Origin of the sequence: Candidatus Aquiluna sp. UB-MaderosW2red (assembly GCF_900100865.1) — a bacterium.
Lineage (GTDB): Bacteria > Actinomycetota > Actinomycetes > Actinomycetales > Microbacteriaceae > Aquiluna.
The window spans coordinates 1,136,427-1,161,197 of record NZ_LT627734.1 but is presented as its reverse complement, the minus strand read 5'-3'; the positions used below and the strand labels follow the sequence as shown (position 1 = coordinate 1,161,197).

The 24,771-nt window shown below is 51.5% G+C and carries 27 protein-coding genes; all 27 read right to left on the bottom strand.

The features are described 5' to 3' along the window. Positions 1–21 precede the first annotated feature (21 nt). Positions 22–519 (bottom strand): hypothetical protein, encoded by a 498-nt coding sequence (locus BLP47_RS05945; RefSeq protein WP_091851486.1) that lies wholly within the window; start codon positions 517–519, stop codon positions 22–24. Further along, positions 512–1,999, bottom strand: a complete 1,488-nt coding sequence (gene trpE, locus BLP47_RS05940) for an anthranilate synthase component I (protein ID WP_091851483.1) — start codon at positions 1,997–1,999, stop codon at positions 512–514. The genes BLP47_RS05945 and trpE overlap by 8 nt, the downstream gene beginning before the upstream one ends. Continuing rightward, complete coding sequence (gene hisI / locus BLP47_RS05935) at positions 1,996–2,319, bottom strand: phosphoribosyl-AMP cyclohydrolase (RefSeq protein ID WP_091851480.1); 324 nt, start codon at positions 2,317–2,319, stop codon at positions 1,996–1,998. Before hisI ends, trpE begins: the two co-directional genes overlap by 4 nt. Next, positions 2,316–3,071, bottom strand: a complete 756-nt coding sequence (gene hisF, locus BLP47_RS05930; RefSeq protein WP_091851477.1) for an imidazole glycerol phosphate synthase subunit HisF — start codon at positions 3,069–3,071, stop codon at positions 2,316–2,318. Before hisF ends, hisI begins: the two co-directional genes overlap by 4 nt. Next, on the bottom strand, positions 3,071–3,913 hold the full coding sequence (hisG, locus tag BLP47_RS05925) for an ATP phosphoribosyltransferase (protein WP_091851472.1): 843 nt from the start codon (positions 3,911–3,913) through the stop codon (positions 3,071–3,073). The genes hisF and hisG overlap by 1 nt, the downstream gene beginning before the upstream one ends. Further along, positions 3,913–4,176 (bottom strand): phosphoribosyl-ATP diphosphatase, encoded by a 264-nt coding sequence (locus BLP47_RS05920; RefSeq protein WP_091851469.1) that lies wholly within the window; start codon positions 4,174–4,176, stop codon positions 3,913–3,915. Before BLP47_RS05920 ends, hisG begins: the two co-directional genes overlap by 1 nt. Before the next feature lie 9 nt (positions 4,177–4,185). Further along, entirely contained in the window at positions 4,186–4,848 is a 663-nt protein-coding gene (gene rpe / locus BLP47_RS05915; protein ID WP_091851468.1) for a ribulose-phosphate 3-epimerase, read from the bottom strand. Between the two features lie 9 nt (positions 4,849–4,857). After that, positions 4,858–6,198, bottom strand: coding sequence for an RsmB/NOP family class I SAM-dependent RNA methyltransferase (locus BLP47_RS05910; protein WP_172807179.1), 1,341 nt, complete (start codon positions 6,196–6,198; stop codon positions 4,858–4,860). Further along, positions 6,191–7,096 carry a methionyl-tRNA formyltransferase gene (locus BLP47_RS05905; protein WP_091851462.1) on the bottom strand — a complete coding sequence of 302 codons (906 nt, stop codon included), beginning with the start codon at positions 7,094–7,096 and terminating at the stop codon, positions 6,191–6,193. Before BLP47_RS05905 ends, BLP47_RS05910 begins: the two co-directional genes overlap by 8 nt. A 12-nt stretch (positions 7,097–7,108) precedes the next feature. Beyond that, positions 7,109–8,950, bottom strand: a complete 1,842-nt coding sequence (locus BLP47_RS05900) for a hypothetical protein (protein ID WP_091851459.1) — start codon at positions 8,948–8,950, stop codon at positions 7,109–7,111. Beyond that, positions 8,951–10,138 (bottom strand): methionine adenosyltransferase, encoded by a 1,188-nt coding sequence (gene metK, locus BLP47_RS05895; protein ID WP_091851456.1) that lies wholly within the window; start codon positions 10,136–10,138, stop codon positions 8,951–8,953. A 23-nt stretch (positions 10,139–10,161) separates the two neighbouring features. Then, on the bottom strand, positions 10,162–11,301 hold the full coding sequence (coaBC, locus tag BLP47_RS05890; protein ID WP_091851453.1) for a bifunctional phosphopantothenoylcysteine decarboxylase/phosphopantothenate--cysteine ligase CoaBC: 1,140 nt from the start codon (positions 11,299–11,301) through the stop codon (positions 10,162–10,164). 9 nt (positions 11,302–11,310) lie between these two features. Beyond that, the gene (gene rpoZ / locus BLP47_RS05885) at positions 11,311–11,562 is read right to left on the bottom strand and encodes a DNA-directed RNA polymerase subunit omega (RefSeq protein WP_091851450.1); all 252 of its coding nucleotides are present in this window, start codon (positions 11,560–11,562) and stop codon (positions 11,311–11,313) included. Continuing rightward, the gene (gmk, locus tag BLP47_RS05880) at positions 11,562–12,122 is read right to left on the bottom strand and encodes a guanylate kinase (protein ID WP_091851446.1); all 561 of its coding nucleotides are present in this window, start codon (positions 12,120–12,122) and stop codon (positions 11,562–11,564) included. Before gmk ends, rpoZ begins: the two co-directional genes overlap by 1 nt. Then, complete coding sequence (gene pyrF, locus BLP47_RS05875) at positions 12,119–12,925, bottom strand: orotidine-5'-phosphate decarboxylase (RefSeq protein WP_091851443.1); 807 nt, start codon at positions 12,923–12,925, stop codon at positions 12,119–12,121. The genes gmk and pyrF overlap by 4 nt, the downstream gene beginning before the upstream one ends. Next, a complete protein-coding gene (gene carB, locus BLP47_RS05870) occupies positions 12,918–16,211 on the bottom strand; it encodes a carbamoyl-phosphate synthase large subunit (RefSeq protein ID WP_091851440.1) in 3,294 nt (1,097 codons plus the stop codon). The genes pyrF and carB overlap by 8 nt, the downstream gene beginning before the upstream one ends. Then, positions 16,211–17,326 carry a glutamine-hydrolyzing carbamoyl-phosphate synthase small subunit gene (gene carA / locus BLP47_RS05865; protein WP_091851437.1) on the bottom strand — a complete coding sequence of 372 codons (1,116 nt, stop codon included), beginning with the start codon at positions 17,324–17,326 and terminating at the stop codon, positions 16,211–16,213. The genes carB and carA overlap by 1 nt, the downstream gene beginning before the upstream one ends. Beyond that, on the bottom strand, positions 17,319–17,807 hold the full coding sequence (locus BLP47_RS05860; protein ID WP_091851434.1) for a hypothetical protein: 489 nt from the start codon (positions 17,805–17,807) through the stop codon (positions 17,319–17,321). Before BLP47_RS05860 ends, carA begins: the two co-directional genes overlap by 8 nt. After that, entirely contained in the window at positions 17,804–19,078 is a 1,275-nt protein-coding gene (locus BLP47_RS05855) for a dihydroorotase (RefSeq protein WP_091851431.1), read from the bottom strand. Before BLP47_RS05855 ends, BLP47_RS05860 begins: the two co-directional genes overlap by 4 nt. Then, positions 19,075–20,010, bottom strand: a complete 936-nt coding sequence (locus tag BLP47_RS05850; RefSeq protein WP_091851428.1) for an aspartate carbamoyltransferase catalytic subunit — start codon at positions 20,008–20,010, stop codon at positions 19,075–19,077. The genes BLP47_RS05855 and BLP47_RS05850 overlap by 4 nt, the downstream gene beginning before the upstream one ends. Beyond that, entirely contained in the window at positions 20,010–20,537 is a 528-nt protein-coding gene (gene pyrR, locus BLP47_RS05845) for a bifunctional pyr operon transcriptional regulator/uracil phosphoribosyltransferase PyrR (protein WP_091851425.1), read from the bottom strand. Before pyrR ends, BLP47_RS05850 begins: the two co-directional genes overlap by 1 nt. A gap of 61 nt (positions 20,538–20,598) precedes the next feature. Continuing rightward, positions 20,599–21,018, bottom strand: a complete 420-nt coding sequence (nusB, locus tag BLP47_RS05840) for a transcription antitermination factor NusB (RefSeq protein WP_091851422.1) — start codon at positions 21,016–21,018, stop codon at positions 20,599–20,601. After that, positions 21,019–21,579: an elongation factor P gene (efp, locus tag BLP47_RS05835; protein WP_091851419.1), complete on the bottom strand. Its 561-nt coding sequence runs from the start codon at positions 21,577–21,579 to the stop codon at positions 21,019–21,021. Positions 21,580–21,606: 27 nt separating this feature from the next. Beyond that, positions 21,607–22,041, bottom strand: coding sequence for a type II 3-dehydroquinate dehydratase (gene aroQ, locus BLP47_RS05830; protein WP_091851416.1), 435 nt, complete (start codon positions 22,039–22,041; stop codon positions 21,607–21,609). Positions 22,042–22,050: 9 nt separating this feature from the next. Continuing rightward, on the bottom strand, positions 22,051–23,085 hold the full coding sequence (gene aroB, locus BLP47_RS05825) for a 3-dehydroquinate synthase (RefSeq protein WP_091851413.1): 1,035 nt from the start codon (positions 23,083–23,085) through the stop codon (positions 22,051–22,053). Beyond that, on the bottom strand, positions 23,078–23,575 hold the full coding sequence (locus BLP47_RS05820) for a shikimate kinase (protein ID WP_091851410.1): 498 nt from the start codon (positions 23,573–23,575) through the stop codon (positions 23,078–23,080). Before BLP47_RS05820 ends, aroB begins: the two co-directional genes overlap by 8 nt. Then, complete coding sequence (aroC, locus tag BLP47_RS05815) at positions 23,575–24,771, bottom strand: chorismate synthase (protein ID WP_091851407.1); 1,197 nt, start codon at positions 24,769–24,771, stop codon at positions 23,575–23,577. Before aroC ends, BLP47_RS05820 begins: the two co-directional genes overlap by 1 nt.

The window sequence follows — 24,771 nt, the reverse complement described above, 5'->3', positions numbered from 1 at the left end:
TTCTCTTGCTGATTCTAGCAATTAGTTTTCTTGCTCATCCCAAAGCGACTTGGGGTCCTCGGGGTTAGCGTCGGCACCCTCGCTGCGCTTGGCTCGGGGTTGCCACTTTGCAAATAAAGCGATGGTTAGTAATGAGGTGGAGATGATTACTAAAACCAAGGCCACTTGGGGCCAAATTGTGCTCTGATAATCGTAAGTTGTTGCCGAGGGGTCAATGCTCACCTGCGCGGTAAGTTTTGCAATCAGATCCCCAAATGCATTTTGCATTTTGGGGTTAGTGGTCAAAAGCAAGTAGCTAACAAAACCCGAGGCTAGAACACCCAGTCCGAGAATCCAGCGCGCTTTTTTGTAATACCCGGCAATAAAGACAGTTATCAATGTGATGCTGGCAAGAATCTGAAGTTGTGGGTAAAGCTGAGTGCCAGCCAGTGTCTCTACTCCAAAGTCGTACCAAGGAATAACCGCAATAATCCACCACAGTGCGGTGAAAATTGCACCCAGAATTAAGGGCCTACGCATGACCCATCGCATTCGCTGCTGCTATCGCCCTCAGCACGACGGCTGCCTTCGCTTCAGTTTCCGCATATTCACTCTCTGGGTTTGAATCCAACACGATTCCTGCACCGGCTTGTACATGTGCAATTCCATCACGAATCAATGCAGTTCTTATCGCAATTGCCAAATCTGAGTTCCCTTGAAAGTCAAAATATCCGACTACGCCTCCGAAAAGGCCTCGATAGCTGGGTTCCAACTCGTGAATAATTTCCAGCGCTCTAGGCTTAGGGGCTCCTGAGAGCGTTCCGGCCGGAAAGGTCGCTCGAAGACATGAAACTGGCCCCATGCCCTTTGAGAGTTTCCCCTCAACGGTTGAAACCAGGTGCATGATGTGGCTAAAACGGTGGACCTGCATGTACTCGCTGACGTGCACTGAGTCTGGGTCGCAGACTTTGAGAAGGTCGTTTCTCGCCAGATCCACCAGCATCAAGTGCTCGCTGCGCTCCTTCTCGTCCTTTTGCAATTCCTCGGCCAGAGCGATATCGCTTTGGGTGTCCTTGCCTCTTGGGCGCGAGCCGGCAATTGGGTGCATTATTGCGCTGGCTCCCGAAATCTTCACAAGTGCTTCTGGGGAGGATCCGACGATTGAGAAATCCCCAAGAACATCCTGGAACCTGAGTAGGTACATGTAGGGGCTGGGATTCACAGCGCGCAGCGCCCGATAGACCTCCAGGGCATCTACTGTAATTTCATGATCAAAACGTTGAGAAATCACAACCTGAAATACATCTCCGGCGCGCACGTGCTCTTTGGCTTGCGCTATTTGACTCAGGTAATCGGCCTTCGCAGTGCGCTTTATAAAGCTGGGCTCGGGCCAATTTGGCTCGCTAATCAAAGACTCAGTGGGCTCACTCAGCCGCAGCACTAATTCGTGGATTTGAGATTGTGCCAATTCGTATTTTGACTCTAGGTCAGCCCCGGATTCTAGGTGCATCACCGCAACCACAATCAGTTCTGCAGTTTTGTGGTCCATAACAATCAATTCGGAAAACTGATTAAATGCGTAAAGCGGTATTTGATAGTCCGCCGGCTTGGATGTTGGCAGCTTCTCGATAAAGTTCACCGCCCCCCAGCTTAGAAATCCGACCAGGCCCGAATTTAGTGGAAAGTCTGTTGGTGAGGATCTCCAGGAGGATTGCATTTGCTCGAGCGCCTCAAGGGGGTTTGTGATTAGTTCGCTTGAATCTGGAAGTGCGGAATCTATCCCTTCGAATCTGACGCCCGAATCGTCGGCTATTAATTGGCCGCGCGATTTGAGCCCGATGAAGGAATAGCGACCCCAGACCCCCTGCTCTGCTGATTCAAGTAAGAAGGTGTTGGGGTTGGTCTTTGCAAGTTTCTGGTAAATACCAACCGGAGTTTCAGTGCCCGAGAATAATCTCTTGCTAAGTGGAATTACGTTGTATTCGATAGCCAGCTCTCGGGCCTCATCTAAAGAGATCACTTCGGTTCCTCAAAGCAACTTGTGGTGCCGTTATGGCAAGCTGGGCCCATAGGGGTGACCCTAGCCAAAATGGTGTCCTGATCACAATCAAGCCAGAGTGACTTTACATTTTGGAAATTGCCACTAGTTTCACCCTTGTGCCACCTGGCGCCACGAGACCGAGAATAGTAAACCATCTGCCCGAGTTGCATCGTTTCCAAAACGCTCTCTCGATTCATAAATGCAAGCATCAACACCTGATTAGTCAACTCATCCTGAACAACAACTGGGACCAGTCCATTTTTGTCGAAATTGACTTTATCTAAAACTAGGGACCTCATCGAACCACTACCCCTTTCGCGCGGAGTTCATTTTTTACATCGGCAATAGTGAAGCTGCCCTGGTGAAAAACGCTTGCAGCGAGAAGTGCATCCGCCCCAGCTAGCGCGGCAGCAACAAAATCAGAGACTTTGCCAGCACCACCAGATGCGATGATGGGCACCACGCTGATTTTTCGCACGCCTTCGATAAGTTCAATATCGAAGCCATTTTTGGTGCCATCGGCATCAATCGAGTTCACCAATAGTTCGCCAGCTCCGAGATCTTGAACCTCTTTGATCCACTCAAATGCATCTTTATCGGTTAGCTCTCGGCCGCCATTGGAGGTGACACCAAAACCACTCTTGGTGTCGGAGCGCTTTATGTCTAGTGAAATAACTAGCACCTGGGAGCCGTATTCGCGAGCGATTTCAGAAAGTAGAGCGGGCCTTGAAAGTCCAGCGGAACCAACTGAAACCTTGTCGGCACCGTGAGCCAATAAATTCGAAACATCGGAGAGTTGGCGTATCCCCCCGCCCACGGTCAACGGGATAAAAACCTGCTCCGCACAGCTTTGAACCAATTGCAGCATGGTGCCCCGATTTTCGTTGGTGGCCGCAACATCCAAGAATGTCAGCTCATCGGCACCCGATTCGAAATAGCTGGCTGCGAGCTCTATCGGATCTCCACTATCACGAAGATTTTCGAAGTTAACCCCTTTGACTACGCGGCCAGCTGCGACATCCAAACACGGAATGATTCGGATTGCCGGCACTAGATTCTCGCTGCGTGAATGGCACTGACCAAAATTGCGCGCGCCCCTAATTCGTAGAGTTCGTCCATTTTTTGGTTTGTCTCTGCTGCCGGCACCAACGACCTGACCGCTACCCATTTAGCATCGGCTAGCGGCGATATGGTGGGAGATTCGATGCCGGGGGTGACGGCTACGGCAAGATCCAAAAGCTCAATCGGGCAGTCAAAGTCAAAGATTACAAACTTCCTGGCTACCAGCACGCCCTGAAGTCGTCTTAGCAACTTTGCGGCATCCGCTGACTTACCCGGAGCTGCAATAAGCCTTGCGGTGGATCGCAAAATTACCGGTCCAAATATCTGGAGCCCCGCCTTACGCAAAGTGTTCCCGGTAGAGACCACATCGGCAACAGCATCCGCCACGCCGAGCTTTACTGCGGACTCAACGGCTCCGTCAAGCTTTATCAACTCAGCTTTTACCCCGTGTTGATTCAAAAAATTAGCTATCAGGGTGGGGTAAGCGGTGGCTAGTCGCTTCCCGCTTAGGTCACTGATTTTAGAAAAACCGGCGGATTCGGGGGCTGCAAACCTAAAGGTGGAAGCCCCAAAACCCAAATCGGCAATTTCTTGAGCCTCGGATTCGGAGTCGTGCAAGAGGTCCAAGCCGGTAAAACCGGCATCCAAGGAACCCGAGCCAACATAAGTCGCAATATCCCGGGGTCTGAGGTAGAAAAACTCGATTTGATTATCTTCATCAACCAGGTGCAGTTCCTGGGTGTCGCGTCTGACCGCGTAGCCAGCTTCCCTGAGCATGGAAATTGCTGATTCGGAAAGAATTCCTTTATTCGGAACTGCAACTCTGAGCATTAGAGCCTCTCCTCGACCATTGACATGGGGATTTTTCTAGCTATCAAAATTAGTTGCAGGTGGTAGATGAGTTGCGAGGCTTCAAGAGCCAAGGCCTCATCTGACTCGTATTCGCTTGCGATCCAGACTTCGGCTGCCTCCTCAACGAGCTTTTTGCCTATCGCATGAACACCCTGATTTAGCAGTTCCGCACTGGCCGAGCCCTCGGGACGCGCTATATCTTTAGCCAATAATTCGGCGTAGAGGTCATTAAAGGATTTCATGAGACTAGGTTACCTAGCCATTCCGCCTTCTTGAGCTAAAGCCCTGAGGTTATTGATCTCAAGGTTGCGATTCTTTTTGCCGAAAACCGAGGATCCGGCGACAAAAATCTCCGCTCCCGCCAGGGCGAGCTGGTAAATATTCGAAGCGGTGACTCCCCCATCGACCTGCAGTTTTACAGGGTAATTCCGAGCCGCTATCAGCTTTCTTGCCTCGGATATTTTTTCGATCATTTCGGGTATCAGCGGTTGACCCCCGAAACCTGGCTCAACGGTCATCACCAATAAAAGATCGATCTCGCTCAATAAGTTTTTAAGCTGAGTCAGATCGGTACCCGGCTTTAGCGCCACTCCGACTTGGCATCCGGTGTCCCTAATTTGGCGGGCTAGCTCCAAGGGATTCTGAGAAGCTTCGAGGTGGAAGGTGACCGAAGCCACCCCCAGCTGAGCGTATTCAATCGCCAGTCGGTCCACGTTCTCGATCATTAGGTGGACATCAAGTGGGAGCGCTGAAACCTCCTGAAGTCTTTGCACCATCTGGAGGCCAAAGGTGAGGTTTGGCACAAAGTGGTTATCCATCACGTCTACGTGAATTGCATCGGCGGCAGATATGGTTTGGAGTTCTGCTTCCAAATTCGCAAAATCTGCGCTGAGTATTGAGGGATGTAACTTCATAAAAGCACTCTAGGCCTTTCTCAGAATTGCGATGAACATCGCGTCTGTTCCGTGAGTCTGTGTCCAAAGTTGTGTAGTTTTTCGCTTTTCTCCGAGTTGTAAATTTGGATTTAGAGAATTCAACAGTTGGTTTGAATTTTCCAAGCTCATCTGGGGATGCTTTTCCAAGGCCTTCTTAATTTGCGAATTGGTCTCTGGAATAAGCGGTGAGCAAGTCGAATAAAGCACCACTCCTCCGGATTTTAGAGAATTGATAGCCGCCTCTAGTAATTCTTGCTGCAATCTAATGAGCTCTGGCAGTTGCTCGGGCTTCTTGCGCCAGCGCGATTCAGGCTTGCGCCTGACCGATCCAAGTCCCGAGCACGGTGCATCTAGAAGCACCGCGTCGTAATGGTTCAGCTTTGCATTTTGACCATATTCAACAAAAACCTTTGCTTTGGAATTCGGCCCTAGGGCTTGGCGAACCATTTCAGCACGCCTTGGAATCGGCTCAAAGCAATCTAAGCTGCCGCCGAAATAGGAAATGTCCGCATCGATTAAGGCTGCCTTACCCCCGGGCCCAGAGCACATGTCAAGCCACTGGCCGTCTTTGTTGCCAACCGCTAATAAGGCCAGCGCGACCAGCTGGGAACCTTGGTCTTGAACCTTTACGCCCGGATGTTCCAAAAGTGGTTCTGGGTTGCCCCTGGCGATGAATCCAATCGGAGAGGCCAAGCCTCTCTCCAGGTTCAAGCTCTCTAGATAATCCGCTGCGGAGGTTTCATTCGGCCCAATCACCCCTGGAAGCGCAGCTAGGTGAACCAGTGGAGTTTCATTATTTGATTCAAGAAGTCCCTCTAGTTCGGCACCCTTACCGTCTAGTTCCAAAGCGGATTTTAGGGCTCCAACCACCCAGCTGGGGTGAGAATATCGAATCGCAAGTTCATCTAGACCAGCCTTAGTTGCCAAGGATTGTTTTAGCAGTGAATCAAAACCGGCACGCTCCGCGTTTCGCAAAACTGCGTTCGCGAGCCCAGCTGCCTTGGGTTCAAACTTTTTTACAAGTTCCACGCTTTCATGGATCGCTGCATGGGGAGGTATGCGCATGCGAAATAGCTGATGCATCCCAAGGCCAAGGCATAGCCTCAGCGGCTTGGAAAGCGTCTTGCCCGGGGTCAACACGTCAATAAAGGCCTCGTACTGCCCTTTCCACCTGAGGGTGCCATAGCTCAGCTCTTGCACTAATCCCCGGTCCGCATCGGTGATATGGTCCTCGCGGGCCAATAGCTTGGGAAGTAGGAGATTTATATAACTATCGGTTTCCTCAACTCGATTCATTAGATCAAGTGCCAATTGCCTTGGATTAGTCAAATGCTGCTCCCTCATTAAGTCCTCGCTGCCAATCTGCTGCCGGCATTTGATTTTTACCCGCTGGTTGAACAATGATCAGCTCGAGAATCCCTTGACCGCAGCCAACAATTACCTTCTTCGCTAAAACGGCAATCTGTCCCGGCAAGAGATTTTGGGATAGGGCCTCCTCGCTGGGGTGTGCGACGGCTTCAATAATGCGAACCGGGGATCCTGCAAGCTCGGCCCAGCAGGTCGGCTCGGGGTTGAATGCAGCTACCAGGTTTGCGATTAGGTGGGCGGGCAAAGTGAAATCAAGCCTGCCTTCGGCACGGGAGATTTTCGGTGCGAAGGTCGGATTTCCAGACTGCTCAATGGGTTCGGGTCTAATGTGCATCGCAGCCAGCAGTAGTTCTGTTCCAAAGCTTGTGAAGCGTGGCAATGCATTCAAAGTAGATTCACCGGGCATTATCTCTATGCTTCGCTGAGAGATTATTGGCCCAGTGTCCATTCCTTTATCCAGCTCGAATATTGTTACCCCGGCCCCATCCCCGCCCGATGCGATCGAGCGTTGCAGCGGCGCGGCACCACGCCATTTCGGCAGCAGTGAAAAGTGCATGTTCCACCAGGGCAATACATCAAGAGCCGCTTGGGGCAAAATGCAACCGTAAGCCACGACCACACCCAGTTCAGCCGCTGCGCCCTGAAGTGCGGCCAATTCAGTTGTAGTGATTCGGTTCGCTTTATGAACTAATAATCCCAGTTCCTGAGCTGCCAGAGCAACTGCCGATTGAGTCATCACCTTTTTTCTGCCAATTGGTGCGTCCTCGCGGGTGAGCACCAATACCACTTGGTGTTCCTGAGAGATTGACCGCAGCGCCCGCGCCGCATTGTCCGGGGTTCCAGCAAAGATAATTCTCATAACCACCCCAATTTACAGCGAGCCTTGATCATCCATGGCAATGCGCAGTCCGCGTCTTTTATTAGCCCCAACCAGACGCGCGTTGGTCTTCAGGGCCAGGGTCCTAAGTTCCTTTGAGATTCCGGGACCTAGGTTGTAACCAAAGCTAATTAGGGCTTCTGCAATGGCCATGTCGCTTCTAAGTACTGTCGCACCTAATCGAGTGCAAGCATCAAGAGCTTCCTCGATGATTGCCGGGCTACCTGTTAGCAAACAGACTCGGACCACTGGGGGAAGCTTGAGAATCGATAGCTCGTTTAGAGCCTGAATGGCGAGCTCCCTGTGTTGCTGCAGAGACAGCGGTTTGCCGAGTAAGCTTCCCAATCCTGCAATGACAGCGCGGCCATCAGGAGCCATTAGTTCAATTGCCTCTTGCCAATCTCTTATTGCATTGAGCTCGGCCCGCATCGACTGCATTGAAAGCCACACGTCCGAATCCAGGACCACCACTCCTGAGTATCCCCGGGTCATTCTTGGGGCGGCACCTGGAGTCGCGACAATAATTTGATTGACCTCTTTTAAATTGCTGGGCTGCCTATCGGCCGTGGCCTCAGAAATCAGAACCTGGGGAAAACTTTTCCCGAGCTCGCTGACCGTGCGGCTACTGCCAGTTCTCCCCTTGCGAAAATTTGCCCCACCACAGGCGCCACAGCTTTGAGTAGCAACCTTGCAAATTCGACATTCGAATCGGTTCGCGCTAGGTTCCCAGATCCATCCTCCGCAACGTCTGCACTTTATTTTTTCATCACAACTCGAACAGAAGACGGCCGCAGAACTGCCTTTTCGAGGCATAAGGATCAAAACGGGGCCGAATTGAAGTCGCTCACGAATTAATCGAAAGGCAGCCTCGTCGACCCTGGGGCCTGGCTCAGTGAAAGAGATACGCGGGGGTGGAAGTGTCACCGAGTGGTCACTGAGGTATCCAATACTTATAAGTCGCTGAATCTCCACCGAGCGATAGTTTGCTGCAAAAAGTAGCTGCACATTATCGCCGGCGCGCATCAGGGCGAGTTCGCGGGCGTGAGTAAAAGGCGATCCTTGTTCCCTGAGACTCTCATCCAAATCATCAAATAGCGCGATCAGGCCGAGTGTATTCACCGGGGCGTAAATTGCTGAGCGAGTTCCGATTACAAGGCTTGCACGGTTCGCAAGGGATTTATGAAAGGCCTGAAATCGGAGCGATTTTTTTGCTCCAGGCCCCATCTCGACTAGGTAGTCCGCTAGCCCCAGGTTTTTCGCAATCTCGATGAGAATCTGAATTTCTGAAGTCTCAGGAACAATAAGAATGACCGATTTATTTTGACTGAGGACCTGGTGGGCCTGAAATAAAAATAACAGTGCCCAGTCGGGGTAATTTGTTCCGAACGCGGGCACGGTCCGAGCCGAGCTCAAAACTGCCGAGCGCAGAGTAAGCGGTGCGTCTAAAGTGACCAACGGCTCGAGGGGCTCTATTCTTTTGGGAGCTAAGGATTCCTTGGCTCCTGAGCGTGGCATATGATCTGGGATTGCAGCTTTTAGAATCTCGCCTAGCGCAACGCACTGCCTAAGAGAAACGGCCTTGCAAAATTGAAATAAATCCTCGGTTAGAACTGGAATGGTCGATGTGATTGCGATCAGCTCAGTGGTTGCATAATCGCTTTGATCAAGCACGCCAATTACAAATCCACTTTGCTCCTTTTTTGTCCGCCCTAATAAAAAGCTCACCCTTTGTCCAAAGCGAACTTCTTTTTCTAGTGGTGCAGGAATTATGAAATCAAATTCTCTGTCTAATTGCAGCAAATCCGACTCGACCACGACCCGGGCGTAGTGGGTCAACTATCGACCCGCGGCCTCGCGCAGTGCCGCAGCCCGATCAGTTTTTTCCCAACTGAATTCCGGTAATTCTCTGCCGAAGTGGCCGTAAGTTGCGGTTTTTGCGTAGATCGGACGGCGAAGATCGAGCTCTCTGATTATTGCGGCTGGCCTTAGGTCAAACACTTCCAAGACAGCCCGTTCGATACTTTCAAGCTCGGTGTGCTCAGTCCCAAAGGTTTCCACAAAGACTGCGACCGGCTTGGCAACTCCGATTGCGTAAGCGACCTGAATTTCCACTCGGTCTGCCAATTCCGCGGCCACTATGTTTTTGGCCACCCAGCGCATCGCGTAGGCAGCAGAGCGATCCACCTTCGAGGGGTCCTTGCCACTGAACGCTCCACCGCCATGTCGAGACATTCCCCCGTAGGTGTCAACGATTATTTTTCTTCCCGTGAGGCCAGCATCCCCTTGGGGTCCGCCCAACACAAAGCGACCGGAAGGATTGATGATGAACTTAGTGTCCTGGTGATCTAAACCGGATTCTTTGAGTACCGGTCGAATAACGCGGTCTAATACTAGGTTTGCCAGATCTTCTTGTGTCGCATCCTGATGGTGCTGGGTTGATAAAACTACCGTGTCGATCGAAACTGGAACTGCTCCGTCATAGTTCACCGAAACTTGGGCCTTGCCATCGGGCCTGAGAACTCCGTTATTGAGCTCTTTTCGCAAATTTGCCAGCGCCTGAGTTATTTTGTGGGAGAGCAAAATTGGCATTGGCATGAGAGTTGCGCTCTCGTTGGTTGCATAACCAAACATCATGCCCTGATCCCCTGCGCCGAGCAGGTTATCGGAATCCATGTTGCCCGAGCGAAACTCCAAGGCCTGATCTACACCGCCCGCGATGTCAGGAGATTGCGCTCCGATCGACACCGAGACCCCACAGGAGTTTCCATCAAAGCCAACCTCAGATGAGTTGTAGCCAATCTCCAGCAGCTTCTGACGCACCAGCTGGGGAATCTCGACGTAGCCAGAGGTTGTAACTTCGCCAGCAATATGAACTAGCCCTGTCGTGACCAAGGTCTCAACCGCAACTCTGGCGTTTGGGTCCTGCTCGAGCATGGCATCCAAGATAGTGTCACTGATTTGATCACAGATCTTGTCGGGGTGGCCTTCGGTTACTGATTCAGAGGTAAAGGTTCGTAGCGTCATGTCCCAAACTTTACCTTATGACCCTAAAGTGCTTCTGAAATCTTAGTTATTATCGATTGGGCTACGAGCCTTTTTGGGCCGTGAAAGTAAGTCGATTCTTTCTGAGTGACATATTGCACTTGCGTTTCCGATGAATTAAGAGCTGACAGCGAATTACCAATCACAACACAGATCCCCTTGAGTCTAAGTTTCTCCCTCGCCACCTCAATAAGCTCTTCGCCCGCGCTTTCCGAAAGAGCGAACCCAATCGTCAATGTCTCTGGATACTTTTTAGCAAAACCCGCAACCAGATCCTCGGTTGGAACCAACTTGAGTGTCATCCCAGCCGAGCGACTTAGTTTCCCGGCGTGGGGCTCAGCAACTCGAAAGTCACTAACCGCTGCGGCCATGATTAGGACATCAGTTTTTCTGTCCATGGCCACTTGAAGTTCAACAACGGTGCCAGCCTCAACCACAGTGACGCCTTTGGGGGTTGGAATCTCTAGGTTGCAAGCGATTAGCGTGACACTAGCGCCTTGATCCAAGGCGGCTGTGGCAAGTGCAACCCCCATTTGACCCGATGATGCATTTCCTATAAAGCGCACCGCATCAATTGGTTCTCTGGTCCCGCCTGCGGTTACGGTCACAGATTTACCAGAGAGTCGTTGTTCTTTAAATATGAATTCCAGGATGTCTTGAGTCTCAGGTAGCCTGCCGGCTCCCGAGTCTTTGCCAGTTAATCGCCCAGCGGCAGGGGGCATGACTCTGATGCCCCTGGAACTGAGGGTTTCTACGTTTTGTTGAGTCGCAGCGTTGAGCCACATTCCAGTGTGCATTGCCGGGCAAATTACAATCGGGGCGTTGGAGGCGAGTATTGCATTCAGTAGCAGGTCATCGGCAATCCCAGCAGCTAACCTCGCCATAAAAGACGCTGTGGCTGGGGCGATGACGATCAAATCGGCTTGGGTGCCAAGCTCAACGTGGCGCACCTCGGACACATCGTGATACATGTCAATGTCGATTTTGTTCCCGGAAAGCGATTCGAGAGTCGGTAAACCTACAAATCTCAATGCATTTTGGGTTGGAACAACCTCAACTTCATGGCCCAATTCTCCAAAAGCTCGAATTAAGTTGGCAGCTTTATAGGCCGCTATTCCACCGGTGATGCCAAGCAGAATGCGCAATTAAATTACCTAGTCGTTTTTGTTCTGGACTAACTTATTGGCGAATATTTCGTGAAGCGCAATGCTCAACGGCTTATCGTCAATGCTGGAATCCACCAGGGGTCCTACGAAGTTGAACAGGCTTCCTTCATGCAACGCGCTGTAGTACTCGTTGATCTGTCTGGCCCGCTTTGAGGCGAAGATCACCAGCTCGTAGTTGGAGCCAACTTTCTCCAACAGCTCGTCGATTGGTGGTGAGACAATTCCTTCAAGCTTTTGCATTAGTTTCCTCTTTCAGATTCTCTGACCAATTCAATAATCTCTAGGGCGCATTGCTCCAGATTTGAGTTGGTCAATTGGTGATCAAATTCCCCCGCAGCCAATAATTCCGTGCGAGCAGTCAACAGTCTAGTTTGAATCTGAGCTTCTGTCTCGGTAGCGCGGTTGCGTAATCTAGTTTCGAGCTCCTCCCAGCTTGGAGGGGAGATAAAAATAGTCAGCGCTTCTGGGATGCGATTTTTTATCTGCCTGGCGCCCTGCAGGTCGATCTCGAGCAATAGGTGCTTATCCAAAGCCTTGGCACGAGTTAGCTCTTCTAGCGGAGTGCCATAGTAGTTATCGTTATGAACAGTTGCGTATTCAAGCAATTGATTGTTTTTAATGAGCTTTTCAAATTCCGGCTTATCGATGAATTGATACTGGACCCCATCGGTCTCACCGGGTCTTGGTCCGCGAGTAGTAGCGGAAATGGAAAGCATGAAGTCTGCCTCATGTTCAAGAATGTAGTTCACCAGCGTGCCCTTACCCACCCCGGCCGGTCCTGCCAGAACAACCAGACTCACAGCCTGTCCCTATGCTGTTTAATCTGATCTGAGAGGCCCGCGATGCCGTGTTGAGTAATGTCTCTGGAGACATTGGCGACGACTCTTGGGCTACTAGCACCGAAAATCTTTTTTAGATTTTCCAAATTCCCACCCTGTGTCCCGAATCCCGGGGCCAAGATGGGGACTTGAATGTCCTCAGTTTTTAGAAACTCGATTCCCAACTCGGCAAAATTCTGCGTGGCTCCAATCACGACTCCTAAATCACCATTTCCCAGCCTCTGAGCGGCACGAATCACGCTGGAGGCCACTGATTCGCCATTAATTTGTGCACTCTGGACCTCCTTCGCCTCGGGATTGCTGGTGGCTGCGAGCATGAATAACCCCCCGTTCACGTCCCGCGCATAATCCAATGTCTCCAAAAGCGAGCTGGGCCCCAAATAACCAGAGACCGTCAGAGCGTCAGATCGAAGTGGCGAATCATCGCCGAACCAAGCCTGGGCGTAACCAAACATTGTTGAACCGATGTCTCCGCGCTTGGCATCGGCAATGACTAAGAGGTCCGCTTGCCTTGCGCGAATCAGAACTTCTTCCAAGGCCAAATATCCGGCAGAACCAAAGCGCTCAAAAAAACTAACTTGCGGCTTGACCATGCCGACCTGACCGCTAGCGGCATCAACAATGCGAAAGCCGTACTCTCTTGCCCCCACGGCGCTGTTCAGCAGATCCCAGTTTTCAAGCTCAGAATCGCTTGGGTCAATCCCTACGCAGAGTTGAGAGTGGCTCGTAAAAATCGCAATCAGCCGATCCATGAAGCTAACCATTAGTTAGAGCCTGGCGATCTAATGAGTGTTCCTGCAGCGACTTCACTCTAAATTTTCCTTCACGAACGACTTCAAATGAACCTATTGCCGCGCTTAGTTGGGCCACGGTTGTGAATATCGGCCGATCCGCGGCTGTTGTTGCAGCCCGGATTTCATAGCCGTCAACTCTGGCATTTGCACCAGAGGGGGTGTTCACCACGACATCAACCTCACCGGCGGTGATCATGTCCACAATGGAACGAACTCCGGTAGTCGCTTCTGAGTGCTTGACCACCGCTTCGGCCTTGATCCCATGTCTGGCTAAAAGCTTGGCCGTGCCGCTTGTCGCAAGAATGCGATATCCAAGCTGAGCGAGTCTTCTGACGGGAAGCAGGGCTTGCGGCTTATCCCGATCGGCTACGGACACAAATACCGTCCCGCTAATTGGAAGTGCCGAGCCGGCGGCGGCTTGGGATTTGGCGAATGCAGTTGGGAAGTCGGAATCGATGCCCATGACCTCTCCAGTTGAACGCATCTCGGGGCCCAAAAGCGAATCCACAAATCTTCCATCACTTGTTGCAAAGCGCTTAAAAGGCAGAACGGCCTCTTTTACCGAGATTGGGGTGCCGGCGGGTAGGTCTCTTCCATCCACCAAGGGTAATCCGCCAGCTTTTACGATTTCCGCAATGGTTGTTCCAGCCATTACCAGGGCTGCGGCTTTGGCAAGAGTGATTCCAAGCGCTTTTGATACAAAAGGTACGGTTCGCGAGGCCCTGGGGTTGGCTTCTAACACATAAAGAACGTCAGCCGCTAGTGCGAACTGAACGTTGAGCAGCCCTTTTACGTTTAGACCTTTGGCAATCCGTTCGGTTGCGTCAGCGACTCTGTGAAGCTGGGAGTCGCTCAAGGTTATTGGGGGTAGGGTGCAGCTCGAGTCACCGGAGTGAATGCCGGCTTCTTCTATGTGCTCCATGATGCCGCCGACGTAAAGCTGGTGGCCATCGTAGATGGCGTCGATGTCTATCTCAATCGCGTCATCCAAGAAGCGGTCTACTAGTAATGGATGCTCCATATCTACTAGAGCGTGCTTCGCAATTCTTTCGAAGTAACCATCGAGACCGCTTTGGTCATAAACGATTTCCATGCCTCGACCACCAAGTACAAAGCTTGGTCTGACCAATACCGGGTAACCGATTCGGTTCGCTACGGCGATTGCCTCATCGAGGTTGGTGGCCATGCCATTAGCTGGAGCGCGGAGCCCCGCCGCGTCAAGAATCTTCTGAAATTGACCGCGCTCCTCGGCTCGATCGATGTTCTCAGGCGTGGTTCCTAAAATGGGCACTCCTGCGGCTTCGAGGCCCTTGGCAAGACCAAGTGCCGTCTGTCCGCCTAGTTGCACAATTACACCTAGAAGTTCTCCAGATTGGGATTCGGCGTGAATCACCTCGAGCACATCCTCCAGGGTGAGCGGTTCAAAATAGAGTCGGTCCGAAGTGTCATAGTCTGTTGACACTGTTTCAGGATTGCAGTTAATCATGATTGTTTCGTAGCCGGCATCTCCAAGAGCAAATGCAGCGTGCACGCAAGAGTAGTCAAACTCAATGCCCTGACCAATCCGGTTGGGTCCACTTCCCAAGATCACAATCTTTTTTTGGTTAGAAGGCACCACTTCACTTTGCTGTTCATAAGAGCTGTAGTGATAAGGAGTCAAGGCTGGAAACTCACCGGCACAGGTATCTACCGTTTTATATACCGGCCTGAGATTTAGCTCATGTCTAAGTTTTTGCACCTGAATCTCGCTGAGCCCCCTGAGCTGTGCTATTTGCAGATCAGAGAAACCGTGCTCTTTTGCCTTTTTGAGTGTTTTTCTATCAAGTTCTGGGGCAGCTTTGACAAAGGTCGCAATCTCATTAATAAGGACTATTTGATCGATGAACCACGGGTCGATTTTTGTCGCCTCGAAAACCTGCTCAGCGCTCGCGCCCTTATAAAGGGCCTGCTGAACCTGCACCACTCGCTCATCAGTTGGCCTACTCATTAGGGCCAGAAGCTCTTCGACCGAACGAGTCTCACTCCCAAAATGGAATGAGCTCCCGCGCTTTTCCAGAGAACGAAGTGCTTTTTGTAGAGCCTGGGTAAAAGTGCGGCCAATGGCCATTGCCTCCCCGACGCTTTTCATTGTGGTGGTCAGGGTTGTGTCGGCTGCGGGGAACTTCTCAAATGCGAAACGGGGAACCTTGACCACGACATAGTCAAGGCTGGGTTCGAAACTAGCTGGAGTTACTCCGGTAATGTCATTTGGGATTTCGTCGAGGGTGTAACCAATTGCTAGTTTGGCGGCAATTTTGGCAATTGGAAATCCGGTGGCCTTGGACGCTAGTGCGGAGGACCTCGATACCCTTGGGTTCATCTCGATAACCACAAGACGCCCATCTGCCGGATCCACCGCGAACTGAATGTTGCAACCACCGGTGTCTACACCAACCGCTCGAATAATCTCGATGCCAACATCACGCATGTTTTGATACTCGCGGTCGGTCAGCGTCAAAGCGGGGGCCACGGTGATTGAGTCCCCGGTGTGCACCCCTACTGGGTCAAAGTTCTCGATGGAACAAACCACAACCGTGTTGTCGTTTGTGTCGCGCATCATTTCTAGCTCGAACTCTTTCCATCCCAATATCGATTCTTCTAAGAGCACCTCGCTGGTCGGAGACGCTTGAATCCCCGCTCCCGCGATCCTGCGAAGATCCTTTTCGTCATAGGCGATTCCGGACCCGAGCCCACCCATGGTGAATGACGGCCGAACTACCAGCGGGTAGCCGAGCATTGCGGCGGCCTCTAGGCAATCATCCACGGTGCGCGCAATAGCGCTTTTTGCCACATCAGCTCCGGCGGCGAGCACGAGCTGTTTAAAAGCTTGGCGATCTTCACCGGCATTTATGGCCGCGACATTTGCACCAATTAGTTCAACATTATATTTTTCGAGTGATCCGCGAGCATGAAGTGCCATTGCCGCGTTGAGCGCGGTCTGGCCACCAAGGGTTGGCAAAATCGCATCCGGCCTTTCTTTTTCTAAAATAGCCTCAATAACCTCGGGGGTGATTGGTTCGATATAGGTTGCATCGGCGAAATCGGGGTCCGTCATGATGGTGGCCGGGTTCGAGTTAATCAGTATGACCCTGATCCCTTCTTCGCGTAATACGCGGCAAGCCTGTGTGCCCGAGTAGTCAAACTCGCATGCTTGTCCTATGACAATTGGTCCGGAGCCAATTACTAAAACTGATTTAATGTCCTCGCGTTTTGGCATTAACTGTGTTCCTTAATCATATTTATGAACTTGTCAAAAAGGTAGTGTGAGTCGTGGGGACCGGCCGCAGCTTCCGGGTGGTACTGAACCGAAAAAGCTGGTATGTCTAGGCACTGCAAGCCCTCAACCACCTGGTCGTTGAGTGCGCGATGGGAAACCGCTACGCGACCAAAACCCGTTGGTGACAACGCTTCATCGCCCTCCAATCGAACTGCAAAACCGTGGTTGTGTGCGGTGACTTCAACTCGCTGGTTGATGCTTCTAAGAACGGGCTGGTTGATGCCTCGATGACCGAAAGGCAACTTATAAGTCTCGAACCCAAGTGCGCGTCCAAGAAGTTGATTACCAAAGCAAATCCCAAAAAATGGCTTACCGGCTCTGAGCACCTCTTGCAAAAGCTTGACCTGCTGGTCACTCGCCTGAGGGTCCCCCGGACCGTTTGAGAAAAACACCCCATCCGGCGAGTCACTCAAAAGCTCCTCGGCCGAAACGTTTGCCGGATGAACGGTGATTTCTAATCCCCTTTGGCTTAGGTGCTCTAGGGTGGAGCGCTTTATCCCGAGATCGAGAATCGCTACTGCGCCAATCTTTGTCCCGACCGCAGGGATTGAATACCTATTTGGCGTGGTGACTACATCGCTCAGCTGCCTCCCCTTCATCTCGAGTGCTTCTCTAACTTCAGCTAGCATTTGGGTTTCCGATGAGACGGCTGGACCGGAAAATATCCCAGCCCGCATCGCTCCTGCATTTCTAATTAGTAGCGTTACAGCCCTTGTGTCGATATTTGAGATCCCAACCACGCCGGATTTCTCGAGTTCGAACTCAAGAGTGGTTTCGGCTCGAAAGTTGCTTGAAATGCGAGAGGGTTCTTTCACAATGTATCCTGCAACCCAGATTTTGTCGGACTCTGCATCGCGCTGATTCATCCCCACAATTCCGATGTGAGGTGAGGTCTGCAGAACTATTTGCCCGGCATATGATGGGTCGGTAATGGTTTCTTGGTAGCCGGTCATTCCGGTAGAGAAAACCAACTCTCCAAGGGTTTTACCCTTAGCTCCAAGAGATTCACCAACAAATATCTGGCCATTTTCCATAACTAGATAAGCCTCATGCATCCGGTGCTCCAATCAAACCGCCGAGTTTTTTCAAAGTTGCGCTTCTGACACTCGGGTTGACAACCCGTAAGTTTGTGATCACTGGAGTAGCCCCGAGATTCCAATGAATCGCGATCAGTCCATTAGCTTCGACCCCCTTGTCGATTGTTGCTGTGGCGGTGCCGATGAATCTTATGTCCCCAAGGGGTATTCCAAAACTCGATTCGCCCTTGCGACTAAAACCAAGTTGATTGGCGCTAAGACTTAGCTCAACTTGACCACGATGCCCGAATCCGTGCGCCCAGACTCGCTTCAACGGGTCCGATTCGAAGCAGGTCGAAACATAAAAACAAGCCGCTACCAGTTCCCCAGATTCGAACTCGGTCGGCACGGAAATCTCCTTCTCCTGCTTGGCTCGAAGCCTGCGGTTAGATAGAAAGATTGCGAGCGCGATCAACGCCACCATCGAGATCATGGCTACGCCAATAGCTTCTCTTATCATTTGATCTCCTGTATTTGTTTATCGCGAACAGTGAATTTACCCGCAAATATTGTGTGAACTATTTCACCCGGCAGCTCCAACCCGATAAACGGGTTGTTTACCGATTTTGATTGACTGGTCGAGCCAATTTGTCTTTTTTGGCTTGGATCAATCAAAGTAATATTGGCATGTCTTCCAACCCCTATTTTGCCTTGGTTTTTAAGCTGCGCCAGCTCCGCTGGCTTGGAACTAATAATGTTTGCGAAGCGATCCCAACTTTCACCGGATTCTTCGATTAATACCTGCTGCAAAACGCTGGCGGCTGTTTCAAGACCAATCATCCCAAAAGCAGCATTACCCCATTCGCAATCTTTCTTCTCTATCGAATGAGGAGCGTGGTCGGTTCCAAGAACATCGATCGTGCCATCAACCAGGGCTTTTTTTAGAGCGAGAGTGTCCTCGGTTCGCCGTAGTGGCGGATTTACCTTATAAATAGGGTCGTAACCGCGAACCAGCTCCTCGGTGAGGATTAGATGGTGTGGTGTGACCTCAGCAGTTATGTTAATGCCTCGCTTTTTTGCCCATCGAACCACATCGACCGCTCCGGCGGTAGTGAGGTGGCAAACGTGCAGCCTGGAGCCGGTTTGCTCGGCCAGCAGAGCATCCCTCGCAATGATGGACTCCTCCGCCACGCTAGGCCACCCGCTTAGTCCCAGCTCGGTGGCGAGCGCCCCAGCGTTCATTTGGGACCCCGGGGTCAGCCGAGGATCCTGAGAGTGCTGGGCAATTAGCCCACCAAAAGGTTTTACGTACTCAAGGGCTCGTTGCATCAATAGGGGGTCGTGAACGCAGTACCCATCATCGCTAAAAACTTTAACCTTGGCTAAAGAATTGGCCATCGATCCGATACCGGCTAGCTCTAGGCCCAAAAGCCCCTTTGTGACAGCTCCAATTGGCTGCACCTCACAGTAACCAGCCTGTAATCCAAGTTCTCTGACTCGCTCCACCACGTTCGCATTATCGGCCACCGGTTCGGTGTTGGCCATCGCGCAAATAGCCGTGTAACCTCCGGCTGCTGCGGATCGTGATCCTGATAGAACAGTCTCACTTGCCTCAAACCCGGGCTGCCGAAGATGGGTGTGCATGTCTACAAAACCAGGTAGCGCTATCAGACCAGAACAATCAATCCCCCGAGAAGAGCTTGAGCCCATTGCCGCGACCAGGCCATTTTCAATCTCGATGTCACTCCTCTCTCCATTTTGCAGGGTCACATTTTTTAGAATAATTTTCATTTCTCACCCTCACCCGAAAGAAGTCTGTGCAGCACTGCCATGCGAACAGCCAAGCCATTTTTAACTTGTTGGAGCACCTTGGAGCGTGGGTCGTCTGCGGCGGCACTTGAGATTTCAAGCCCGCGATTCATGGGGCCAGGGTGCAGGATGACCGCGTTCTCGCCAAGTCTTTGCAAGCGCTCTAGATTCAGTGACCAATTCGCGGCGTACTCTCTTACCGATGGCAAGTAGTCGCCGTTCATTCTCTCCTTTTGAACCCTGAGCATCATCAGAGCATCTGGTTTTTTCGAGAGCGCCTCATCAAAGCTTGGGATTACATTGGCGCCGAGCTCGGCTAGGCCTTCGGGCATCAGGGTACTGGGCCCTGAGACGCTGACATTTGCACCTAGTAAATTCAGCAACAGGATATTTGATCGTGCCACCCTAGAGTGTGCGATGTCCCCGATAATCAGGACCTTGAGGCCTGCAAGATCGTTTTGCAATCCGAAGCACTGTCGCAGAGTTAGGGCATCCAGCAGGGCTTGGGTCGGATGTTCATGCGTACCATCGCCAGCGTTGATTATGCTCGCTCGAATCCAGCCGCGATTAGCAAGTGCGTGAGCTGATCCGGATAGCGGATGGCGCAGAATGATGGCGTCGGCGCCAAGTGCCTCCAAAGTCTGCGCCGTGTCCTTTAGGGACTCACCCTTAGAAGCGCTCGAGGCTTCGGCCGCGAAATTAATCACATCGGCACTTAGTCTCTTGGCGGCCACCTCGAAGCTAATTCTTGTCCTGGTGGAATTTTCAAAAAACAGGTTCACAACGGTTTTGCCTCTTAGTGCGGGGAACTTTTTAACTTCGCGGTCGTTGACTATGGACAGTTGCTGAGCGCTGTCTAATAGTGAAATGGCGCTTTTAGAAGTCAGGTCGCGGATTGATATCAAATGCTTCATTAGCCGATCACGACCTGATCTATGTCGTCCTGCTCGACCAATTGCACTGTTACTCGCTCGGATTTAGCGGTGGGGATGTTTTTGCCCACAAAATCCGGCCGAATTGGCAGTTCGCGGTGTCCGCGGTCTATCAGTGCTGCGAGTTTAACTTGCTGAGGCCTGCCGAAATCCGAGAGCGCATCAAGGGCCGCGCGGATTGTGCGACCGCTAAATAGAACATCATCAACTAGAACTACGACCTTGTCTGTAATTCCGGTGGCGGGCAAGAGGGTCGCTTTGATCTCTCGCTCTTGATCGGATAGATCATCCCGATACATCGTAATGTCCAGGGTGCCAAGTTCGCCCTGATACCCGGGCTCAATTTCCCTTAGGATCGCTGTCAGGCGATTGGCAAGCGGCACGCCACGCGTCGGGATTCCTAGAAGGACCAGATTACCGGATCCTTCATTCGCTTCTAAGATTTCATGCGCGATGCGCTTGAGGGCTCTTTCAATATCCTGTGAGCTAAGGACTACGCGATGGTTCATACAACTCCTTCTCCGCCTCTCGGGACGAACTTAAAGGACAACTTGCAAACTATAACATTGGCTAGAGAGCCTGGCGACCCCTGGCGAGTCTTGCTAAGACACCGTTCACAAATTTTGGTGAGTCATCAGTGGATAGCTCACTTGCGAGGTTGACCGCCTCGGAGATTGCGACCTCATCGGGCACCTCATCGTTATACAGAATTTCCCAGGCTGCCAACCTGAGGATCGCTCTATCGATACTGGGCATTCTCTCGATGCTCCAATTATCCGCAAGCATGGTGAGCTCGTTGTCTATTTGTGCTGCATTTTGCTGGTAGCCATTCAAGAGGGTTTCCGCATAATCAAAAATCTGCTCTTGGTTTTGATGACCGGTTACCTCCGAAGCAGTTTCAGAAAGCAGTAATAGCGCCGACTCTCCGCGCACGCCAGCTGCGTAAAGCGCGTCCAGTGCGCGCTTTCGGGACTTGGTTCTCGTGCTCAACTATTCGCTAACTCTGCCAAGGTAGTCACCGTTGCGGGTGTCGACTTTGACCTTTGTGTTGTTGTCAATGAATAAAGGAACTTGAATCTGGTGCCCAGTTTCTAAAGTTGCGGGCTTGGTGCCCCCGGTTGAGCGGTCACCCTGCAATCCGGGTTCGGTATAAGTGATTTCAAGAATTACCGAAGGTGGCAGCTCCACATATAGTGGGTTGCCTTCGTGCAATGCAACTGTTGCTACCTGATTCTCAAGTAGGTAATTGGAGACATCCCCCAATGTCTCAGCGGAGACAGTGATTTGTTCGTAATTTGTGTTGTCCATGAAGACGTAGCCACCATCGTTGTATAGGTACTGCATGTCACGACGGTCAACGTTTGCAGTTTCAACCTTTATGCCGGCATTAAAAGTCTTGTCGTTAACTTTTCCGGTCAAAACGTTGCGTAGCTTGGTTCGCACAAAAGCGGGCCCCTTGCCCGGCTTCACGTGCTGAAAATCGATTACGGCCCAGAGTTGTCCCTCTAGGTTCAGCACCATCCCGTTTTTTAGATCATTTGAGGTTGCCATGAGTCTCCTTGATTCTCCTAGCGAAGTCTAGTTGTCGATGAGTGCTTTGAGAGCCAAGGCGTAGCTTTGCGCTCCGAAGCCAGCAATCACTCCGGATGCCACTGCAGAAATAACGCTCGTATGCCGAAACTCTTCCCTGGCGTGTGGATTCGAAATGTGTACCTCGATTAGTTTTTGACCGTTGGCACTCAATGCCGAGCAAGCGTCTCTTAGCGCATAGGAGTAATGGGTAAATGCAGCGGGATTCAGTATTACATCTAGTTTTTGACTAAACGCTTCATGAATCCATTCGATTAGTTCGGCCTCGCTGTTAGTCTGCCTCAGATCTATTTCGACCTGATTCAAAGATATGTCTTCAAGATCAGCCTTGATTTGAATCAGGTCAATTCGCCCATAGATTTCGGGTTCGCGCTTGCCTAAAAGATTTAGGTTTGGCCCATTTAGCACTAAGACTTTTCTCATGTTCAAACGCTATTCCACAATCGCTTGATATGCGGTAAAAAGAAGCTCTGGAGTTGGCGCATTGAGCATCGTTGGTTTTGCGATGTCCTGGAGGATCACAAAGCGCAATGAGCCGGCGCGCGATTTTTTATCTCGCCTCATGTTTGCCAATAACTGGTCCCAACGATCTGCTCGGTAGCTGATTGGAAGGCCAAGCTGCGTGAAGATGCTTCGGTGCCTTTCCACGACTTTCTCGGAAAGCTGACCAGAGAGCAGTGCCAGCTCGGCCGCGAAAACCATTCCTATCGAGATTGCTGCGCCGTGACGCCATTTATAGCGCTCTGCAAGCTCGATAGCGTGGCCAAGCGTGTGCCCGTAGTTCAAAATCTCGCGCTCACCAGACTCGCGAAAGTCCTCGGTGGTAATCCGCTCTTTGATTGCAACTGAGCGAGATATTAGCTCTGCAAATAAATCGGAGTTGGAATCGATGGCTGCCGGGTCTGATTCGATCGCCTCAAGGATAAAGGGGTCGGCAATGAAGCCGTATTTCACAACCTCAGCCATTCCTGCGACTAGCTCATTGCGTGGCAACGAGGCCAGCGTGTCGAGGTCGATAATCACCTTATGAGGAAGATGAAAAGCCCCAACTAAATTTTTACCCTCCGCGGTGTTGACTCCCGTCTTGCCACCGATGGCAGCATCGACCATTCCCAAAAGGGTCGTGGGAATCAAAATTGAGCGAACCCCGCGCAACCAAGTCGCTGCCACAAAGCCCGCAAGGTCGGTAGTTGATCCTCCGCCAATTCCGATGACCGCGTCGTTTCGATGAAAATCAGCCTGCCCCATGATTCCCCAGCAAAAAGCTGCTACCTCGATACGTTTCGCATCCTCGGCATTGGGCACTTCGGCCAATAGGGCCTCATAACCCTTAGATTTGAGGTCCTCCTGAACTAGGTCGGCCGTCGCCGCTAGGGCTTGAGGGAAAATAATTAGCACTTTTCTCACTCCGTCTAGGGAGTTGGCGACCTCACCGAGTAGGCCCCGGCCAATGATTGAATTACTCATTTATTTCAACAATCTTCCTAAGTTCGTTCATGACCGCTTTGACGGATCTGCCGCCGGTGAACACGGTGCTGTCTGCTGCGGCTCGATACTTGGCAATTCGATCATCGTAAATCTCTTGCCATTTTTCAGGGTTGTCTTTTAGAAGCGGGCGCTTTGCCACTGAAATTTTACCAATTACGTGTTCCGCCTTTGTATCTAAAAAAACAGTGTGAAAGCCTTTCAGCATTTCTTGGTTTATCTCGCTGAGAATCACTCCACCGCCGGTGGCGATAATGCCGCCTTCGCCCAGGGCAACCCTTAGAGCCGAGGTTTCCAAATGACGAAAAGCAGGCTCTCCTATTTTTTGAAACAAACTGGTGATAGGGCCGTGAAGCTTGGATATCTGCTTATCGGTGTCGATGAATGAGAGTCCAAGTTCCTTGGCCAGTTTTTTACCAAAGGTCGTTTTTCCAGAACCCATTGGTCCAATCAGAACGACCACGTCTAGCACTACGGCTTGACGATTCTGGAGCGCAACACGGCCGGAATGTTCTCGAGATACGAATCCAAGTTTCGCTTGGTTTCCGAAATTGAGTCTCCCCCAAACTTCTCCATCACACTGTTAGCTATCACCAGAGCAACCATCGACTCTAGGACAATTCCAGCGGCAGGAACCGCGCAGACATCACTTCTTTGATGATGAGCCGTTGCCGCTTCACCGGTTGAGGTGTCGAGAGTCCTAAGGGCCTTGGGAACCGTGGAGATGGGCTTCATTCCTGCGCGCACTCGAATAATTTCTCCGTTAGACATGCCACCTTCAATGCCGCCGGCGCGATCGGTTACTCGCTGGGCTAAATCGTTCTCGCGAATAATCTCGTCATGGGCCACTGAACCCCGTCTTCTTGTGGTTTCCAGCCCATCCCCGATTTCCACTGATTTAATAGCCTGAATTCCCATAACCGCCTGCGCCAACTGACCGTCTAGCTTTCGATCGTGATGGACGTAACTCCCGAGTCCCGGGGGGCAACCATAGACCAGGGTCTCAACCACTCCCCCCACCGTGTCGCCACTTGAATGACAATCATCGATTTCGGCGACCATCTTTTCGGAGGCGGGCTTATCAAAGCAGCGCATCGGATCCTCGTCCAATACCGCTCGATCGCTTGGCCTTGGAAGGGCAAGTTCATGGTTTTGGACCGGCCCGATTGCCACAGTGTGGGTAACTAATTCGATTCCGAGGCTCTTCAAAAAACTCTGAGCAATCGCTCCTAACGCTACTCTTGTGGCAGTTTCGCGCGCGCTGGCGCGCTCTAAAACTGGCCTTGCCTCTTCAAAGTTGTATTTTTGCATCCCGGTGAAATCCGCATGCCCAGGCCTTGGCCTGGTCAGGGGTGCTCCCCTGGCTCCCGAGAGTTCGCTCTGATCTACCGGTGCCGCGCTCATGACTTTCTCCCACTTTGGCCACTCCGTGTTTGCAATGCGTATCGCAATTGGCCCGCCCTGGGATAACCCGAAGCGCACGCCACTTGAGATTGTGACTTCGTCGAGTTCAAACTTCATGCGGGCGCCGCGGCCATAGCCCAATCTTCTTCTGGCAAGCGCCGCTTGAATATCCTCCGCCAAAACGGCAACTCCAGCCGGCAGGCCTTCTAAAACACCAATGAGTTCGGGGCCGTGAGATTCTCCGGCAGTGATAAAGCGCAACAT

Excerpts from the sequence above, each read along its gene's own strand:
- BLP47_RS05945 (WP_091851486.1), bottom strand. The coding sequence starts at position 519 with ATGCGTAGGCCCTTAATTCTGGGTGCAATTTTCACCGCACTGTGGTGG.
- hisI (WP_091851480.1), bottom strand. The coding sequence starts at position 2,319 with ATGAGGTCCCTAGTTTTAGATAAAGTCAATTTCGACAAAAATGGACTG.
- hisG (WP_091851472.1), bottom strand. The coding sequence starts at position 3,913 with ATGCTCAGAGTTGCAGTTCCGAATAAAGGAATTCTTTCCGAATCAGCA.
- BLP47_RS05920 (WP_091851469.1), bottom strand. The coding sequence starts at position 4,176 with ATGAAATCCTTTAATGACCTCTACGCCGAATTATTGGCTAAAGATATA.
- rpe (WP_091851468.1), bottom strand. The coding sequence starts at position 4,848 with ATGAAGTTACATCCCTCAATACTCAGCGCAGATTTTGCGAATTTGGAA.
- BLP47_RS05905 (WP_091851462.1), bottom strand. The coding sequence starts at position 7,096 with ATGAGAATTATCTTTGCTGGAACCCCGGACAATGCGGCGCGGGCGCTG.
- metK (WP_091851456.1), bottom strand. The coding sequence starts at position 10,138 with ATGACGCTACGAACCTTTACCTCTGAATCAGTAACCGAAGGCCACCCC.
- rpoZ (WP_091851450.1), bottom strand. The coding sequence starts at position 11,562 with ATGCAAAAGCTTGAAGGAATTGTCTCACCACCAATCGACGAGCTGTTG.
- pyrF (WP_091851443.1), bottom strand. The coding sequence starts at position 12,925 with ATGGTTAGCTTCATGGATCGGCTGATTGCGATTTTTACGAGCCACTCT.
- carB (WP_091851440.1), bottom strand. The coding sequence starts at position 16,211 with ATGCCAAAACGCGAGGACATTAAATCAGTTTTAGTAATTGGCTCCGGA.
- carA (WP_091851437.1), bottom strand. The coding sequence starts at position 17,326 with ATGCATGAGGCTTATCTAGTTATGGAAAATGGCCAGATATTTGTTGGT.
- BLP47_RS05860 (WP_091851434.1), bottom strand. The coding sequence starts at position 17,807 with ATGATAAGAGAAGCTATTGGCGTAGCCATGATCTCGATGGTGGCGTTG.
- BLP47_RS05855 (WP_091851431.1), bottom strand. The coding sequence starts at position 19,078 with ATGAAAATTATTCTAAAAAATGTGACCCTGCAAAATGGAGAGAGGAGT.
- BLP47_RS05850 (WP_091851428.1), bottom strand. The coding sequence starts at position 20,010 with ATGAAGCATTTGATATCAATCCGCGACCTGACTTCTAAAAGCGCCATT.
- pyrR (WP_091851425.1), bottom strand. The coding sequence starts at position 20,537 with ATGAACCATCGCGTAGTCCTTAGCTCACAGGATATTGAAAGAGCCCTC.
- efp (WP_091851419.1), bottom strand. The coding sequence starts at position 21,579 with ATGGCAACCTCAAATGATCTAAAAAACGGGATGGTGCTGAACCTAGAG.
- aroQ (WP_091851416.1), bottom strand. The coding sequence starts at position 22,041 with ATGAGAAAAGTCTTAGTGCTAAATGGGCCAAACCTAAATCTTTTAGGC.
- aroB (WP_091851413.1), bottom strand. The coding sequence starts at position 23,085 with ATGAGTAATTCAATCATTGGCCGGGGCCTACTCGGTGAGGTCGCCAAC.
- aroC (WP_091851407.1), bottom strand. The coding sequence starts at position 24,771 with ATGTTGCGCTTTATCACTGCCGGAGAATCTCACGGCCCCGAACTCATT.